Source organism: Streptomyces sp. NPDC004111, from assembly GCF_042874215.1.
Taxonomy (GTDB): domain Bacteria; phylum Actinomycetota; class Actinomycetes; order Streptomycetales; family Streptomycetaceae; genus Streptomyces.
In genome coordinates, this window is the sequence record NZ_JBIAMU010000014.1 from 180,535 (window position 1) to 195,790 (window position 15,256).

The 15,256-nt window shown below is 71.9% G+C and carries 16 protein-coding genes; 11 read left to right on the plus strand and 5 right to left on the minus strand.

Annotation, left to right across the window (positions count from 1 at the left end; genetic code table 11):
• Nucleotide 1 precedes the first annotated feature (1 nt).
• Nucleotides 2–958 (plus strand): methylmalonyl Co-A mutase-associated GTPase MeaB, encoded by a 957-nt coding sequence (gene meaB / locus ACFYVL_RS26705; protein WP_389249034.1) that lies wholly within the window; start codon nucleotides 2–4, stop codon nucleotides 956–958.
• 211 nt (nucleotides 959–1,169) lie between these two features.
• Nucleotides 1,170–2,534: an MFS transporter gene (locus ACFYVL_RS26710; protein ID WP_389249035.1), complete on the plus strand. Its 1,365-nt coding sequence runs from the start codon at nucleotides 1,170–1,172 to the stop codon at nucleotides 2,532–2,534.
• Here ACFYVL_RS26710 and ACFYVL_RS26715 read toward each other — a convergent pair.
• Nucleotides 2,420–3,079, minus strand: a complete 660-nt coding sequence (locus ACFYVL_RS26715; RefSeq protein ID WP_389249037.1) for a PepSY domain-containing protein — start codon at nucleotides 3,077–3,079, stop codon at nucleotides 2,420–2,422. The genes ACFYVL_RS26710 and ACFYVL_RS26715 overlap by 115 nt on opposite strands.
• Nucleotides 3,080–3,198: 119 nt before the next feature.
• Here ACFYVL_RS26715 and ACFYVL_RS26720 point away from each other — a divergent pair, with 119 nt between their 5' ends.
• Both ACFYVL_RS26720 and ACFYVL_RS26725 read left to right on the plus strand, forming a co-directional pair.
• Nucleotides 3,199–3,882, plus strand: coding sequence for a response regulator transcription factor (locus tag ACFYVL_RS26720; protein ID WP_389249039.1), 684 nt, complete (start codon nucleotides 3,199–3,201; stop codon nucleotides 3,880–3,882).
• Nucleotides 3,882–5,303, plus strand: coding sequence for an ATP-binding protein (locus ACFYVL_RS26725; protein ID WP_389249040.1), 1,422 nt, complete (start codon nucleotides 3,882–3,884; stop codon nucleotides 5,301–5,303). Before ACFYVL_RS26720 ends, ACFYVL_RS26725 begins: the two co-directional genes overlap by 1 nt.
• A 60-nt stretch (nucleotides 5,304–5,363) precedes the next feature.
• Here ACFYVL_RS26725 and ACFYVL_RS26730 read toward each other — a convergent pair whose 3' ends face one another.
• From ACFYVL_RS26730 to ACFYVL_RS26745, 4 genes are all read right to left on the minus strand, one after another.
• A complete protein-coding gene (locus tag ACFYVL_RS26730) occupies nucleotides 5,364–5,843 on the minus strand; it encodes a MarR family winged helix-turn-helix transcriptional regulator (RefSeq protein ID WP_389249226.1) in 480 nt (159 codons plus the stop codon).
• A 116-nt stretch (nucleotides 5,844–5,959) separates the two neighbouring features.
• Nucleotides 5,960–6,748 carry an AIM24 family protein gene (locus tag ACFYVL_RS26735; protein WP_389249228.1) on the minus strand — a complete coding sequence of 263 codons (789 nt, stop codon included), beginning with the start codon at nucleotides 6,746–6,748 and terminating at the stop codon, nucleotides 5,960–5,962.
• An 8-nt stretch (nucleotides 6,749–6,756) separates the two neighbouring features.
• Nucleotides 6,757–7,407, minus strand: coding sequence for an AIM24 family protein (locus ACFYVL_RS26740; protein ID WP_389249042.1), 651 nt, complete (start codon nucleotides 7,405–7,407; stop codon nucleotides 6,757–6,759).
• Nucleotides 7,407–8,000 (minus strand): AIM24 family protein, encoded by a 594-nt coding sequence (locus tag ACFYVL_RS26745; protein WP_389249230.1) that lies wholly within the window; start codon nucleotides 7,998–8,000, stop codon nucleotides 7,407–7,409. The genes ACFYVL_RS26740 and ACFYVL_RS26745 overlap by 1 nt, the downstream gene beginning before the upstream one ends.
• Nucleotides 8,001–8,281: 281 nt before the next feature.
• On the opposite strand from ACFYVL_RS26745, the gene ACFYVL_RS26750 reads away from it, so the two are divergent.
• The 7 genes from ACFYVL_RS26750 (at nucleotide 8,282) to ACFYVL_RS26780 (ending at nucleotide 15,251) form a co-directional block, all read left to right on the plus strand.
• Complete coding sequence (locus ACFYVL_RS26750; protein WP_389249044.1) at nucleotides 8,282–8,629, plus strand: DUF3817 domain-containing protein; 348 nt, start codon at nucleotides 8,282–8,284, stop codon at nucleotides 8,627–8,629.
• Nucleotides 8,626–8,919 carry an MTH1187 family thiamine-binding protein gene (locus ACFYVL_RS26755; protein WP_389249046.1) on the plus strand — a complete coding sequence of 98 codons (294 nt, stop codon included), beginning with the start codon at nucleotides 8,626–8,628 and terminating at the stop codon, nucleotides 8,917–8,919. Before ACFYVL_RS26750 ends, ACFYVL_RS26755 begins: the two co-directional genes overlap by 4 nt.
• A gap of 209 nt (nucleotides 8,920–9,128) precedes the next feature.
• Nucleotides 9,129–9,902 (plus strand): hypothetical protein, encoded by a 774-nt coding sequence (locus ACFYVL_RS26760; protein WP_389249049.1) that lies wholly within the window; start codon nucleotides 9,129–9,131, stop codon nucleotides 9,900–9,902.
• Entirely contained in the window at nucleotides 9,899–10,621 is a 723-nt protein-coding gene (locus ACFYVL_RS26765; RefSeq protein WP_389249051.1) for a DUF4166 domain-containing protein, read from the plus strand. The genes ACFYVL_RS26760 and ACFYVL_RS26765 overlap by 4 nt, the downstream gene beginning before the upstream one ends.
• Nucleotides 10,618–11,256, plus strand: a complete 639-nt coding sequence (locus ACFYVL_RS26770; protein ID WP_389249052.1) for a TetR/AcrR family transcriptional regulator — start codon at nucleotides 10,618–10,620, stop codon at nucleotides 11,254–11,256. Before ACFYVL_RS26765 ends, ACFYVL_RS26770 begins: the two co-directional genes overlap by 4 nt.
• Before the next feature lie 181 nt (nucleotides 11,257–11,437).
• Nucleotides 11,438–13,222, plus strand: a complete 1,785-nt coding sequence (locus tag ACFYVL_RS26775) for a glycosyltransferase family 2 protein (RefSeq protein WP_389249054.1) — start codon at nucleotides 11,438–11,440, stop codon at nucleotides 13,220–13,222.
• A 97-nt stretch (nucleotides 13,223–13,319) separates the two neighbouring features.
• Nucleotides 13,320–15,251 carry a galactose oxidase-like domain-containing protein gene (locus ACFYVL_RS26780; protein ID WP_389249232.1) on the plus strand — a complete coding sequence of 644 codons (1,932 nt, stop codon included), beginning with the start codon at nucleotides 13,320–13,322 and terminating at the stop codon, nucleotides 15,249–15,251.
• The last annotated feature ends 5 nt before the right edge of the window (nucleotides 15,252–15,256 follow it).

Below are 15,256 nucleotides of genomic sequence, written 5' to 3' on the forward strand. Positions count from 1 at the left end.
GATGCAGGACGTCCCCACGCTGGTCGAGCAGGCCCGGGAGGGCCGGCCCCGGGCCGTGGCCCGGCTGATCTCGCTGGTCGAGGGGGCGTCCCCGCAGCTCCGCGAGGTGATGGCGGCACTGGCGCCGCTGGCGGGCAACGCGTACGTGGTCGGGCTGACCGGCTCCCCGGGCGTCGGCAAGTCGACCTCGACGTCGGCGCTGGTCGCCACCTACCGGCGGGCGGGCAAGCGGGTCGCCGTCCTGGCCGTCGACCCGTCCTCCCCCTTCTCCGGCGGAGCGCTGCTCGGGGACCGGATCCGGATGGCCGACCACGCCTCGGACCCCGGCGTCTACATCCGCTCCATGGCCACCCGGGGCCACCTGGGCGGCCTCGCCTGGGCCGCCCCGCAGGCGATCCGCGTCCTGGACGCCTCGGGCTTCGACGTGATCCTGGTCGAGACGGTCGGCGTCGGCCAGTCCGAGGTGGAGATCGCCGCCCAGGCCGACACGTCGATGGTGCTGCTCGCCCCCGGGATGGGCGACGGCATCCAGGCGGCCAAGGCCGGAATCCTGGAGATCGGCGACGTGTACGTCGTGAACAAGGCGGACCGCGACGGCGCCGACGCGACGGTCCGCGAGCTGAACCACATGCTCGGCCTCGGCGAGTCCCGGGGCCCCGGCGACTGGCGCCCGCCGATCGTCAAGACGGTCGCCGCGCGCGGCGAGGGCGTCGAGGAGGTCGTCGAGGCGCTGGAGAAGCACCGCGCCTGGATGGAGGAGCGCGGCGTGCTCGCGGAGCGGCGCGCCGCCCGCGCCGCGCACGAGGTGGAGACGATCGCGGTCACCGCGCTGCGGGAGCGGATCGGTGACCTGCGCGGCGACCGGAGACTGGGCGCCCTGGCCGAACGCATCGTGGCGGGAGAACTGGACCCCTACGCGGCGGCGGACGAACTGGTCGCGGGCGTCACGGAGGGGTGAACGAGGGGGAGCCACGGCAGCGCGGGCACCTGCCCGCGCTCCGGCGGTGCTCCCGCGCCCCGGTGGGTTCCCCGGGCCCCGGGGGGCCTGTAGGTTGCTGGCTGTGTTTCTCGTCCGGGTATAGGAGCCGCTCCGAAATCTGATTCCCGTCCGCCGCTGTGCGCGGCCGACGTGGTCGTTCGGTGTGCCCGCTCCAGCCCGAGGAACATTCATGTCCGACAAGGCTTCCTACGCCGCTGTCCTCCGTACCCCGCAAGCCTCCCGCACCTTCGCCGCCGCCCTGCTCGGGCGGCTCTCCTACGGGGTGCTGCCGCTCTCGCTCGTCCTGTCCGTCAAGGGCGCCACCGGGTCCTACGCCGTCTCCGGTGCCGTCTCCGCCGTCTTCGGCGCCTGCAGCGTGCTGCTCTCGCCCGCGCGGGCCGCGCTCGTCGACCGGTTCGGTCCGCGGCGCGCGCTCGTGCCGATCTCGGCCGTCTACGCCCTCCTGCTCTGCGTGCTCGCCCTCGTCTGCTGGACGCCCGGCACCCCGGCCCTGCTCATCGGGGTGACCGCCGCCGCCACCGGGTGCTGCTGTCCGCCGCTCGGGCCGACCATGCGGATGCTCTGGTCGCGGCTGATGCCCGACCGGGCGATGCTCCAACGGGCCTACAGCCTGGACGGGGTCGCCGAGGAACTCCTCTTCATGGCCGGCCCGTTGATCGTCGGCGCTCTGGTGGTGGCCGCCTCGCCCCCGGCGGGGCTGCTGCTCGCGGCGGGGCTCGTCCTGGTCGGGCCCGCCGCGATGGTGGCCTCGCCGGTCGCCGCGTACACCGACCGCGACACCTCCGGCGCGGGCGGCGCCACGAAAGGGCGCGGGCGGATTCCCGGGCTCGCCCTGCCGGTCGCCGTGGCCTTCGGGGCCGGCATCGTGCTCGGCGGCGCCGAACTGCTGAGCGTGGCCTTCACCGAGGGCCGTGGCAGGCCCGAGGCCGTCGCCTGGGTGCTTGCCGGGCTCTCCGTCGGCAGTGCCGTCGGCGGCCTCGCCAACGGGGCCGTCAACTGGCGCTCGCGGGCCCGGCCGCGGCTCGCGTTCACCGGCCTCGCGCTCGGGCTCGCCCTGAGCGCCGCCGGGCTCTCCCCGGGGGTGCCCGTCCTGGTCGCGGCGGCCGTCGTCACCGGGCTGTTCATCGCCCCGGTGATCACCGGGGCCTATCTGATCGCCGACGAGGCCGCCGGTGCGGGCTCCCGCACCCGGGCCGGCGCCTGGGTCAACGCCGGTATGAACGGCGGGAGTTCGATCGGGACGGCGGCCGTCGGGCTGCTGGTGGGACGACTGCCGCTGCCCCTGTGCTTCGTACTCGTCGCCGTCCCCGTGCTCTGCTCGGCGGCAGTGGGGCTCCTCGCGCGGAGCCAGGGGAGCAAGGGGAGCAGGAGGAGCGAGGGGAGACAGGGGCAGGGTGAGCGGGGTGCCGCGCAGGGGGGTCAGTCGTCCGCGTCGGTGTCCGAGGCGGACGACGGGTCCGTGCCGGCCGTGCCCCGGCCGTCGTCCCCGGCGGACCCGGACGTCCCGGCGGCCCGGTCGTCGTCGGAGTCCTGATCCTTGACCACCTTCGCCCCGCCGGTGCGCGCGTCCACGTTCACATCGCTGTGCCGGCCGTCGGCGCCGCGCACCTCGACCTCCCAGTGGCCGCGCTCCAGGTCCACCTCGGTCACCCGGCCGGGAACCGCCTTCAGCGCGGCGTCCATGGCCTGCCGGACGGTGACCGGGGCGCCGCGCGGGGCGTTCCTGTCGCGGCCCTCGTTGTCGTCGTCGAGGCGGTCGCCGACCGCCCTGGTGCCGGCCGCGTCCACCGTCACGTCGTGCCACTTGTGGTCCTTGCCGAACACGTCGACGTCCCACTCCCGGCCGTCGTCCTCCAGGTCCACGCCGGTCACCGTGCCGGGGACGGCGGAGACGGCGGTGGCGACGGCCTTCGCCGCGTTGCCGTTCGCGTGCCCGGCGGCTCCCGCGGCTCCCGCGGCCCCGGCGGACGTCGTGGCCGCCGGGCCGTCGTCGCCGGACACGGTCAGTGCCGTCGCCGTGCCCGCCCCGGCCAGCACCACCACGGCCGCGGCGGCGATGACGTACTTGCGCTTCAGCATGGGATTCCTCCGTCGTACGGGTTTCGCTCGCTTGCCCCACCAATCTGGACCGGTGAGGCTGAACGCCACCTGAAGCCGCCTGAAGCGTCCTTCAGCTTCCGCCTGCGACCCTGGTCCCCATGCGCCTGTTGATCGTGGAGGACGAGAAGCGGCTCGCGGTGTCCCTGGCCAAGGGGCTGACCGCCGAGGGCTTCGCCGTGGACGTCGTGCACGACGGGAGCGAGGGGCTGTACCTGGCGAGCGAGCGGCCCTACGACCTGGTCGTCCTCGACATCATGCTGCCCGGCATGAACGGCTACCGGGTCTGCGCCACCCTGCGCGCCGCCGGGAACGACGTGCCGATCCTGATGCTCACCGCCAAGGACGGCGAGTACGACGAGGCCGAGGGGCTCGACACCGGGGCCGACGACTACCTCACCAAGCCCTTCTCCTACGTCGTCCTGCTCGCCCGCGTCCGCGCCCTGCTGCGCCGCCGGGGCAGCGCCGGATCGTCCTCCCTGCTGCTCACCGTCGGCGCCCTCAGCCTCGACACGGCGACCCGGCGGGTGCACCGCGACGGAGTGGAAGTCACCCTCACGGCCAAGGAGTTCGCGGTGCTGGAGCAGCTCGCGCTGCGCCCCGGGGCCGTCGTCAGCAAGGCCGAGATGCTGGAGCACGTCTGGGACTTCGCCTACGACGGCGACCCCAACATCGTCGAGGTCTACATCTCCACCCTGCGCCGCAAGCTCGGCGCCGCCCGCATCCAGACCGTGCGCGGCGCCGGGTACCGGCTGGTCGCGGTGGACGGCGGGGCGGGGGCGTGATGCGTTCGGTACGGGCCAGGGCGGCGCTCGGCGCCACCGCGGTCGTCGCGGTCGCGCTGATCGGGGCCGGGCTCGCGGTGCTGCTGGTGCTGGTCGCCAAGCTCACCGACCAGACCGACCTCCAGGCCGAGGTGGCGGCGCAGGAGGTCGCCTCGCAGGTGGCGCTGGACGTGCCGTTCGACAGGCTGGAACTGCCGGACAAGGAGGACAACCCGGTCCAGGTCGTCACCGAGGACGGGCGGCTGGTGGCCGTCAGCGAGAAGCTGGAGGCGATCTCGGGCGCGGGCAGCGACCGGACCAGGCCGGACGCCCCCGGGGCACCCCCGGCGGACGGCGACGGCGACGACGACGCGGACGAGCGCCGGGACCCCGGCCGCGGCGAGGTCTCCCGTGACGAGCCCCGGTTCACCTCCGGCGCTGCCACCGTCGACGGGGACGGCGCCGACTACCGGTTCGCCGCCGTCGAGGCCACGACGAGCGCCGGTGCCACCGTCACCGTCTACGCGGGCGCCCCGCTCGCCGCCGAGCAGGACGCGGTCGGCACCGTCAGGTCCGCGATGCTGGTGGGGCTGCCGGTGCTGCTGGTGGTCGTGGCCGGGGTGACCTGGCTGGTCACCCGGCGGGCGCTGCGGCCCGTGGAGGGGATCCGGCGGGAGATGGCGGCCATCACCGCCTCCGAAGACCTGTCCCGGCGGGTCCCGGTGCCGGGCACCCGCGACGAGGTGGACCGGCTCGCGGTGACCACCAACGAGACCCTGGCCGCCCTGGAGTCCTCCGTCGAGCGCCAGCGCCGCTTCGTCGCCGACGCCTCGCACGAGCTGCGCAGCCCCATCGCCTCGCTGCGCACCCAGCTCGAAGTGGCCTGTGCGCACCCGGAGCTGCTCGACCTGGACGGGGCGGTCGAGGACACCGTACGGCTCCAGGACCTGGCGGCGGACCTGCTGCTGCTCGCCCGGCTGGACGCGGGGGAGCGGCCGGGGGCGGCCCGGGTCGACCTCTCCGCGCTCGTACGGTCGCAGGTCGCGCAGCGCGCCGGGCACGACCGGCACCCGGTCGTGGCCGACGTGGGCGAGGGGATCGAGGTGACCGGATCGCGCGGTCAGCTGGCGCGGGTGCTCGGCAATCTGCTCGACAACGCGCAGCGCCACGCGGAGAGTTCGGTCGCGGTGACGCTGCGCGGCGCGGACGGCCGGGTGAGCCTGGAGGTCGCCGACGACGGGGCCGGGGTCCCGGAGGCCGAGCGGGAGCGGATCTTCGAGCGGTTCGTACGGCTCGACGACGCGCGCAGCCGGGACGACGGCGGGGCCGGACTGGGCCTCGCCATCGCCCGGGACGTCGCGCAGCGGCACGGCGGCTCGCTCGCGGTGGGGCGGGCGCCGGGCGGAGGAGCGCTCTTCACGCTCGTACTGCCGCGGGCGTGAGCGCGCCGGCCCGAGGCCGGGGCGACCGGCGCGGGGGCCGGACGGCGTCCGGCGCCGGGGTCAGAGCCGGCCGCGCTTGCCGCGCAGCTCCTGGGTCATCGGGGTCAGCGAGGCGCGCAGCTGGAGCAGCTGCTCCGTCGACATGGTGTCCACGAAGTGGCGGCGGACGGAGGCCACGTGGTGCGGGGCGACCTGCTGCATGACCTTGTCGCCCTCCTCGGTGAGGACGGCGTACAGGCCGCGCCGGTCGGACTCGCAGTTCTCCCGGCGGACCAGGCCCGCGTTCTCCATGCGGGTGATCTGGTGGGAGAGGCGGCTCTTCGACTGGAGGGTGGCCGTCGCGAGATCGCTCATCCGCAGCCGCTTGTCGTCGGACTCGGAGAGGTTGACCAGGATCTCGTAGTCGTTGTTGGTCAGGCCGAACGGCTGGAGATCCTTCTCCAGCTGGTGCATCAGCAGTTTGCTGGATTCCAGATAGGTGCGCCAGGCGCACTGCTCGGCATCGCTGAGCCAGCGGGGGGCGGCCGTTTCGCTGTCCAAGGGAGGCATACCCGCATTCTACCTAAGAAGTTGAATGCTGGACAAAAATTTACCTTCTCCGTGAGTGTGACGCCGGGCACCACGGGGCCCGCGCGTCACACTCCGCAGGATACCCGTTACAGTCCGAAGCGCCGTTGCAGGTCCCCGAGTTGGCCGGGAAGGCGCGGAGTGGAACCGCTCTGTCCGGTCTGTCCGCCGCCCGGCACCCCGGCGTTCTGGCCGCCCGCCCCGGTCCCGACCGCGCCCACCGTCTGCTCGGCCATCAGCTGCTCGGTCGACTGGAGCAGGACCGTGCCCGCCCCGACGAACTCGAACTGGTGCTCCTCGCCGGAGGCCCCGCCGATGCCGGTCATCGCGCGCAGGCCGCCCATCACGCCGGTCATGTAGCCGTGGTCGTAGTGGTGGCAGGGGGAGGGGCAGTCGGCCCAGCCGACCAGGGCCTGCGGGTCGACGCGGATCGGCGGCTCCATGAAGACCACCGGGCCGTTGGAGGCCGCGACGAACTTGCCCGTGCCGATCAGGGTGAGGAAGCCCGGCACGATCGACTGCTTCAGGGCCAGCGACGGCTGGTAGGCGAGCAGGTTCCCGGCCCGGATGGTCAGATTGCCCTCCTCCAGGTCGAAGGAGTTCACGTCGAAGGCGCGGTCGGCGAGCAGCATCTTGCCGCTGCCCTCGGCGACCACCCAGTCACTGGCGTGCAGCGGCGAGTGGAAGCTGGTGCGCAGCAGCCGCTCGAAGCGGCCGTGACCGATGCCGTTGAAATCGATCTGCCCGTAGTAGGCGATCATCTTGCCCTTCTGCAGGAACCACTGGCTCCCCTTGAGCTCCACGCAGAAGGTGTACGGATTGACGTTGTCGTCGCTCGGCAGCGTGTGCGGGTCCAGCACCGCGGGGCCACCGGCCATGGGGACGGTCACAGCTTCTCCTCCGAGGCCTGTACGTACACCGCGCCGTTGCCCGACAGCTCCAGCTGGAAGGCCTCGCCGGAGCCGCGGCCCACCATGTCGCGCCAGCCGAGCGCGGTCGACAGCTTGTTGCGCACGTCCCCGTGGTGGGCGACGTACGCCTGCGGGTCGACGTGCACCGGGCGCTGCGGGGTGATCGGCAGCTCGATCACGCCGCCGTGCGCCATCACCGCGACCGCGCCGTGGCCCTTGAGGGTCGTGGTGAACAGGCCCTGGCCGCTGACCTGGCCGCGCACCATGCCCATCACACCGCCCTGCGAGCCCATGAACATGGTGCCCTGGGTGAGGGTGCCGTCGAAGGCGAGCAGCCGGTCGGCCTCCACGTACAGGGTGTCGCCGGCCAGGTTGATCACCTGGATGTGGTGGCCGCCGTGGCCGAACATCACCGTGCCGCTGCCCTCGACGGTCATCAGCGGGGTCTGCTCGTTCGCCACCCGGCGGCCGATCATCGACATGACGCCGCCCTGGCCGCCGGTGATGCTCGGGGTGAAGGAGACCTCGCCCTTGTAGGCGAGCATCGCGCCGCGCTGGCTGTACATCTTCTGGCCGGGCGCCACCTGCGCCTCGACCATCCTGGAATTGATCTCGCGGAACGGCATCAGACGTCGCCCCCGATGGTGTTGCGCTCGCTGGGCTGGACGTACACCAGGCCCTCGCCCTCGAAGCGGATCTGGAAGGCCTCGCCGGAGCCCTCGCCGATGAAGGTGCGGAAGTTCACCCCGGACTGGAAGGACTGGCGGAGCTTGCCGGTGTGCGCGATGTACGCGCCGGGGTCGACCATCAGCGGGTACTGGGCGCTGACCCGCAGCACCACCGCCTGGCCGTCGGAGAGGATGGCCGCCTGGCCGGTGCCCTCGACGGTCGTGGTGAACAGGCCGTTGCCGGTCGCCCCGCCGCGCAGCCCGGTGAAGGTCGTTCCGGTGCGCAGGCCCGCGTCGGTGCACAGCAGGTTGCTGGACTCGACGTAGAGCTTGTCGCCGGTGAGGTTCACCAGATTGATCTCGCTGGCGCGGTCGGCGAAGTAGCACGTGCCGTGCCCCTTCGCCTCCATCACCGTCATCTGTTCGCCGGTGAGGCGGCGGGTCACCATGCCGCGCACGCCCTCGCCGCCGCCGGTCATCTTCTTGAAGGCGATCTGGCCGTCGTACGCCACCATGGAGCCGTTTTTCGCCTTCACGGCGTCCCCGGACATGTCGACGGCGAGCACCTTGCTGCCTTGGAGTCGGAACTGAGCCACGTGGTCGAAGGTATCGGGCGCGTGCCGTGGCGACCAGGGCCTTCCGGTGGAGCGCGCCCCTGAGAGGACCCTGAGCCAAGTGCTGGTAAAGCCGGATGCCACAATGGGCGGAGCTTGTGCGCGCGTTCACAAGATCAGCCGTTCTCCCGTGCCCGCGCAGGCGCGGGAGCCCCACCGGCCTCCCGACCCACAGACCCGCGGACCCCGCAGATCCGCAGACCCGAAGGTGCCTCCCCGTGGACATCAAGACCGCCGCTGCCATTCACCGGCTCCGCCTCGTCTCCATCCCGGAGGCGATCTCCTTCCCGCTGCTGCTGATCTTCGGCTCGCTGCTCAGCCGCATCTCCGACATCAACCTGGTGATGCCGCTGGGCATCCTGCATGCGGTGCTGTTCCTGCTGTACCTGGTGATGCTCGCCGACGTGTGGGTCAAGGCGAAGTGGTCGCTGGGGCGGGTGGCGTTCTTCGTGGCGCTCGCGGTGGTGCCGTTCGGCGGTCTGTACGGCGACAAGAAGCTCAAGCGCGAGGAGCAGGACGGCGTGATCGCCGCCCGCGCGCGCAAGGAGAGCGGGGCCGTCGCATGATCGTCGCCTTCTCCGTGACGCCGCTGGGCGTGGGTGAGGACGTCGGGGAGTACGTCGCCGACGCCGTGCGCGTGGTCCGCGAGTCGGGCCTGCCGAACCGCACCGACGCGATGTTCACCTCCGTCGAGGGTGAGTGGGACGAAGTGATGGACGTGGTGAAGCGTGCTGTCGCCGCGGTCGAGGCGCGGGCGCCGCGCGTCTCCGTCGTCATGAAGGCCGACATCCGTCCCGGTGTCAGCGACGGTCTGACCTCCAAGGTCGCGACGGTGGAGCGCCATCTGTCCGCCTGAACCCATGCGCGAAGTCCGCTGACCGAACCCTGTGCGAGGTCGCCGAAACCCCTGGTCCCCCGGGCCAGGGGTTTTTTGCCGTCCCGGTTTTGAGCGGGTGCTCAAAGAAGTCTTGAGCGACCGCTCAAAAAGTCGTACGGTTCTTTTGAGCGAGTGCTCAAACCTTGCGGGAGCCGCGAGGGGCCGAAGGCATCAGTGGGGGCAGGGACATGAGGCAGCTGTACGTCGAGGCGCTGATCCGCGCCGACCAGGACGTCCTGTGGGAACGCACCCAGGAGCCGGACCAGCACCGGCGCTGGGACCTCCGCTTCACCGAGATCGACTACCTCCCGCCCGTCGAGGGGCAGCCGCAGCGCTTCCGGTACGCGACCCGGGTGCTGCCCTGGCTGACCGTCTCCGGCATCGGCATCGCCGCGGGGGAGCGGCACCGGCCCGACGGCACCCGCACCTCCGCCCTCCGCTTCTCCTCCGCGCACCCGCTCTCGCTGCTCGCCGAGGGCAGCGGCTACTGGCGGTACGTGCCCACCCGCGAAGGCGTCCGGTTCCTCACCGGGTACGACTACCGGCCCCGCTGGGGCAGGGCGGGGGCCCTCGCCGACCACGTCCTGTTCCGCCCGCTGATGGGCTGGGCCACCGCCTGGTCCTTCGACCGGCTGCGGCTGTGGCTGGAGCGCGGCAGCACGCCCGCGCGCACCCTTGGGCACGCGCTGGCCGAGCTGGTGGTCCGTACCGCCGTCGTCGCCCTCGCCGTCGCCCTCGCGGGCAGCGCGCCCCTGGTCGCCGCCGCACTGCCCGCGGTCGTGCCCGCCCTGGTGGTCGCGGCCGGTGCGCCCCTGGTCGGCGCCCTGCTGCTCGCGGCGGCGCTCTTCCTGCCGCCGCTGCCCGGCACCCCCGCCGCCCGGCGCTGTCTGCGCCGCCCGCCCGCCTCCGTACGCACCCCGTCCCTGCTCACCGACCTCACCCGTAAGGAGCTGCGCGCATGACCGCCCACGGCCCGACCGCCGCCACCCCGTCCGACCGGCCGTCGATCTTCCGCACCGCGATGGGCGACGACGTCTTCGGCCGGCTGCACCCCCAGCTCCAGCGCCGCTTCTCCGTCGGGCTCGGCAGCGGCGAGGCGTGCACCGGGCGGGGCGTCATGGAGCAGATCTGGCACGGCGGACGCTGGGTGCGCCCGTTCCTCGCGCTCGGCGCGACCCGCAACATCCTGCTGCCGCGCGAGGGCCGCCGGATCCCCTTCGTCATCGAGAACGTGCCCTACCGCGACGCGTACGGCCGCGAGACCGTCACCTTCGTGCGCACCTTCGACTTCCCCGACGGGCCGCGCCGCTTCGACGCCACGATGGTGCACAGCCCCGCACGCGACTGCGTCCTGGACTACCTCGGCACCCACCAGCACCTCGCCAGCGACCTGTACTTCTCCGCCGACCCGGCGGGCGGACTGGTCGTACGCTCCGGCGAGCACCGCTTCCGCGAGGGCCCCGTCGACGTCCGGGTGCCGCGGTGGATCGGCGGCGACGCCGAGGTGCGCGAGAGCTTCGACGAGCGGTCCGGGCGCTTCCGGATCCGTGTCAGGGTGACCCACAGACGGTTCGGCCCGCTGTTCGGGTACGAAGGCTCCTTCCGGGCCGAGTACCGGGACGTCCGGGGCCTCGAACCGCGCCCGGGGCTGCGGCCGATCAGAGAGGAAGCACGCGCATGAGTTCGGCTGACACCAAGGAGAAGCTGCTGGCCGGGGCGTTGGCGACGCTCACCGAGCAGGGCATCGCGAAGACCTCCGCCCGTTCCGTCGCAGCCGCCGCCGGGGTCAACCAGGCCCTGGTCTTCTACCACTTCGGCTCGGTCGACGAACTCCTCGCCGCCGCCTGCCGGTACGGCGCCCAGCAGCGCGTCGACGAGTACCGCCCCCGGCTCGAAGCGGTCACCACCCTCGCCGAACTGCTCGCCCTCGGCCGGACGCTGCACGCCGAGGAGAAGACCCGCGGCCACGTCGCCTTCCTCGGCCAGCTGCTGGCCGGGGCGCAGACCCAGCCGGCACTGGCCCCGGCCACCGCCGCCGGGCTCGACCTCTGGATCGAGGAGATCGAGAAGGTGCTCGGCCGGGTGCTGGCGCAGAGCCCGGTCGGCGAGTTCACCGACCCGGCCGGGCTCGCCCGCGCCGTGGCCGCCTCCTTCGTCGGCCTGGAGCTGTACGAGGGCGTGGACGCGCTCGGCGCGGACGCCGCGTTCGGCGCGCTGGAGCAGCTGGCCGGGCTGGTCGCCGTACTGGAGGACCTCGGTCCGGTCGCGCAGCGCGCGGTCCGCCACCAGCTGCGCCGCAGGACCCAGCGGGGCTGAGAGCGCGGGACCCGGCGGGGCTGAGGCAGGAGCGTGCGGTTCTGTTTTCCGCGGGAGGGGGCGTAACCCTTATGCCGTCCCCGGGCTCCCCTTTGGCCCTGTCCGAGTCGACACGCCCCGGTATCTGACCTTTCGTTGATCCCGTGAGGTACGGGCCTCACGGGATCCGCTGGGAGGCAGTGTGTTGCCGGAGGGGTACGACTACGAGAAGCACAGCCGCCTCGCGGGGCCGCTGACGGACCCGGGGAACGGCCCCTACACGGTCCAGTACACGAGCCTGCTCTCGAAGGAGCCCCACCGAATACGAGCCGTCCTGCTGATGGCGCTCGCACCCGTGCTCTCGGCGGTGCTGCTCGCGTACCTGATCTGGCCCACGCACTGGACCGAGCGGGAGAACGCCGACCCCTGGCTGGTCCGCGCCGACTACGTGATGCTCGGCGCCATCGCCTTCATCATGTTCTTCATGCTGGTCAACGTGGCGTCGATCGCGCACGCCACGCTGGTCGCCCGCGACCCGGTGCCGGTGACGGCCCAGAAGGGGACGCGGGTCGCGTTCCTGACGACGTACGTCCCGGGCAAGGAACCCCTCGCGATGGTCCGCGCCACCCTGGAGGGCGCCGTCAAGGTGCGCCACGACGGCCCGCTGGACGTGTGGCTGCTCGACGAGGGCGACGACGAGGGTGCCAAGGCGCTCTGCGCCGAACTCGGCGTACGGCACTTCACCCGCAAGGGCATCGCCGACTGGAACCAGAAGAAGGGACCGCACCGCGCGAAGACCAAGCACGGCAACTACAACGCCTGGCTGGCCATGCACGGCGGCTCCTACGACTACTTCGCCTCCGTCGACACCGACCACATCCCGCTGCCCAACTACCTGGAGCGGATGCTCGGTTACTTCCGCGACCCGGACGTCGCCTTCGTCGTCGGGCCGCAGGTCTACGGCAACTACACCGCCGCCGTCACCAAGGCCGCCGAGTCGCAGCAGTACCTCTTCCACGCCCTCATCCAGCGGGCCGGGAACCGCTACCGGGCGCCGATGTTCGTCGGCACCAACAACGTCGTGCGGATCAGCGCGCTGACCCAGATCGGCGGCCTGTACGACTCGATCACCGAGGACATGGCCACCGGTTTCGAACTGCACCGCAGGCGCAACCCGCTCACCAGCCGCTTCTGGCGCTCGGTCTACACCCCCGACGTGCTCGCGGTCGGCGAGGGCCCGGCCTCCTGGACGGACTTCTTCACCCAGCAGATGCGCTGGTCCAGGGGCACGTACGAGACGGTGTTCAAGCAGCTGTGGAAGGCTCCCTTCCGGGTGCCGCCGGGCCGGCTCCTCAACTACGGCCTGATGCTCGTGTACTACCCCATGACGGCCGTGAACTGGCTGCTCGGCATCCTCAGCTGCGTGCTGTTCCTGTGGTTCGGGGCGTCCGGCACCCAGGTCTCCACCTCGGTCTGGCTGATGCTCTACAGCGACGCCGTCGCGCTCCAGATCTGCCTCTACCTGTGGAACCGCCGCCACAACGTCTCCCCGCACGAGCCCGAGGGCTCCGGCGGACTGGCCGGCATGGCGATGTCCGCGATCTGCGCACCGGTCTACCTCAAGTCCCTGGGAGCGGCCCTGGTCGGACGGCGCGGCAGGTTCGTCGTCACCCCCAAGGGCGGCGAGGCCAGCCCCGACCGGCTGCTGACCTTCCGCATCCATTTCTTCTGGGCGGCGGTGCTGATCGCCTCGCTGTGGGCGTCCGCGCACTACGGGCACACCCACGCCGCGATGCGCACCTGGGCCGTACTGGCCCTGATCATCACGCTCGCCCCGGTGACGATCTGGATCTGGAGCAGGTACGCCGAGCGCGGCGCGGGCGCGCAGGCGGCGCAGCCCGTCCGCTCCCACGTCGACGTGGGCCCGGAGACCGCCGTCCGCAAGGCCCCCGCCACCGCGAGCGCCACCACCACCGGAGGGAAGTGACATGGGGTTCCGCCCGACCAGCAGGCCGAAGCAGCCGAAGCCCGGCCCGCCGGAACAGCCGAACGGCCGGACGCGGCCGGGCAGGCCGCCCAGGAAGATGAGGAACGCGCTGCTCGGCGGCGGCGCGGTCGTCCTCCTCGTCGGCCTCAACGCGCCCGCCGCACTGGACTTCGCGCAGGACAAGTACCACGCGTACAAGATCGACCAGCCGGACTACAAGGCCGAGTTCGGCTCCTGGGACGTGCTGGACGTGCCCGGCGAGTACAAGCTCAACGCCATCCACGCGGCCCTGCTGCACACCGGCAAGGTGCTGCTGATCGCGGGCTCCGGCAACGACCAGAAGAAGTTCGACTCGGGGACCTTCGACACCGTCCTGTGGGACCCGGGGAAGAACACCTTCAAGAAGATCCCCACCCCGGAGGACTTCTTCTGCGCCGGGCATGCCCAACTGCCCGACGGGCAGCTGCTGGTGGCCGGCGGCACCGCCCGCTACGAGGTGCTCGACGACAAGATCACCCGGGCCGGCGGCGGCATGCGGGTCAAGAACGAGTCGCCGGACAAGGCCGTCACCCTCAAGAAGGGCACCCGCTTCCGGTCGCCCTCGGGTGTCGAGTACGTGTCGAAGTTCGACGTCACGGTGCCCAGGGCGAAGCGCGAGTTCAAGATCGGCTACTTCGCCTCGGGGCAGATGAAGCCCTGGGAGACCAAGGTGACGGCGGCCGAGTCGCGGGTCTTCGTCGAGGCGGTCAAGGAGGGCGCGGGCGCGCTGACCACCCAGGCAGCGCAGTACGAGGTGGTCGGGCTCTCCGAGGAGGACGCCGACAACGTCTACGGCCTCGCCCAGAAGATCACCACCGAGAAGCAGGACTTCCAGGGGATCAAGGCCGCCTACGAGTTCGATCCCAAGGCCGAGAAGTACGTCCCGGTCCAGCCGATGAAGGACGCCCGCTGGTACCCGACGCTGACCACCCTGGACGACGGCCGGGTACTGGCCGCCTCCGGTCTCAACGACGTCGGCGACGTGGTCCCCGGCGACAACGAGATCTACGACCCGAAGACCAAGAAGTGGGGGAAGGGACCCTTCCGCTACTTCCCGACCTATCCCGCCCTCTTCCTCACCAAGGGCGGCAAGCTCTTCTACTCCGGTTCCAACGCGGGCTACGGTCCCGCCCTGAAGGGCCGCGAGCCGGGCATCTGGAACGTGGAGGACAACACGTTCGCGAAGGTCGGCGGCCTGACCGACAAGGACCAGCTGGAGACCTCCGCCTCCGTGCTGCTGCCGCCCGCGCAGGACCAGAAGGTGATGGTGCTCGGCGGCGGCGGCGTGGGCGAGTCCGAGAAGGCCACCACCCGCACCGCCATCGCCGACCTCAAGGCCGACAACCCCGCCTTCCGGACCGGCCCGCAGCTCGCCCAGGGCACCCGCTACCTCTCCAGCGTGCTGATGCCCGACGACTCCGTCTTCACCAGCGGCGGCTCCCGGGACTACCGGGGCCGGGGCGCCAGCGACATCCTCAAGGCGCAGTTCTACGACCCGAAGGCGAACGCCTTCAAGGACGCCGCCGAGCCGACGGTGGGCCGCAACTACCACTCCGAGGCCCTGCTGCTGCCCGACGGCCGGGTCGCCACCTTCGGCTCTGACCCGCTCTACGGCGACGAGGACAACACCAAGCTCGGCACCTTCGAGCAGCGGGTGGAGATCTTCACCCCGCCCTACCTGCACAAGGGCGGCAACCGTCCGGTCCTCCAGGACGGCCCGGACTCCTTCGACGACGAGAGGGCCACGTACCGGACCAAGGACGCGGACCGGATCGTCAAGGCGCGGCTGATGCGCCCCAGCGCGGTCACCCACACCACGGACGTCGAGCAGCGCTCGATCGAACTGGGCCTGAAGAAGGACAAGGACGGCATCACGGTGACCGTGCCGGACGACCGCACGCTGGTCCCGGCCGGCTGGTACATGCTCTTCGTCACGGACAAGGACGGCGTGCCGTCCGAGGCGAAGTGGATCCAGGTGGAAGGCAAGTGACGCGC

Coding starts and splice junctions, on each gene's coding strand:
- meaB (WP_389249034.1), top strand. CDS start 2: ATGCAGGACGTCCCCACGCTGGTCGAGCAGGCCCGGGAGGGCCGGCCC.
- ACFYVL_RS26710 (WP_389249035.1), top strand. CDS start 1,170: ATGTCCGACAAGGCTTCCTACGCCGCTGTCCTCCGTACCCCGCAAGCC.
- ACFYVL_RS26715 (WP_389249037.1), bottom strand. CDS start 3,079: ATGCTGAAGCGCAAGTACGTCATCGCCGCCGCGGCCGTGGTGGTGCTG.
- ACFYVL_RS26720 (WP_389249039.1), top strand. CDS start 3,199: ATGCGCCTGTTGATCGTGGAGGACGAGAAGCGGCTCGCGGTGTCCCTG.
- ACFYVL_RS26725 (WP_389249040.1), top strand. CDS start 3,882: ATGCGTTCGGTACGGGCCAGGGCGGCGCTCGGCGCCACCGCGGTCGTC.
- ACFYVL_RS26735 (WP_389249228.1), bottom strand. CDS start 6,748: ATGGCCGGTGGCCCCGCGGTGCTGGACCCGCACACGCTGCCGAGCGAC.
- ACFYVL_RS26740 (WP_389249042.1), bottom strand. CDS start 7,407: ATGCCGTTCCGCGAGATCAATTCCAGGATGGTCGAGGCGCAGGTGGCG.
- ACFYVL_RS26745 (WP_389249230.1), bottom strand. CDS start 8,000: ATGTCCGGGGACGCCGTGAAGGCGAAAAACGGCTCCATGGTGGCGTAC.
- ACFYVL_RS26755 (WP_389249046.1), top strand. CDS start 8,626: ATGATCGTCGCCTTCTCCGTGACGCCGCTGGGCGTGGGTGAGGACGTC.
- ACFYVL_RS26760 (WP_389249049.1), top strand. CDS start 9,129: ATGAGGCAGCTGTACGTCGAGGCGCTGATCCGCGCCGACCAGGACGTC.
- ACFYVL_RS26765 (WP_389249051.1), top strand. CDS start 9,899: ATGACCGCCCACGGCCCGACCGCCGCCACCCCGTCCGACCGGCCGTCG.
- ACFYVL_RS26770 (WP_389249052.1), top strand. CDS start 10,618: ATGAGTTCGGCTGACACCAAGGAGAAGCTGCTGGCCGGGGCGTTGGCG.
- ACFYVL_RS26780 (WP_389249232.1), top strand. CDS start 13,320: ATGAGGAACGCGCTGCTCGGCGGCGGCGCGGTCGTCCTCCTCGTCGGC.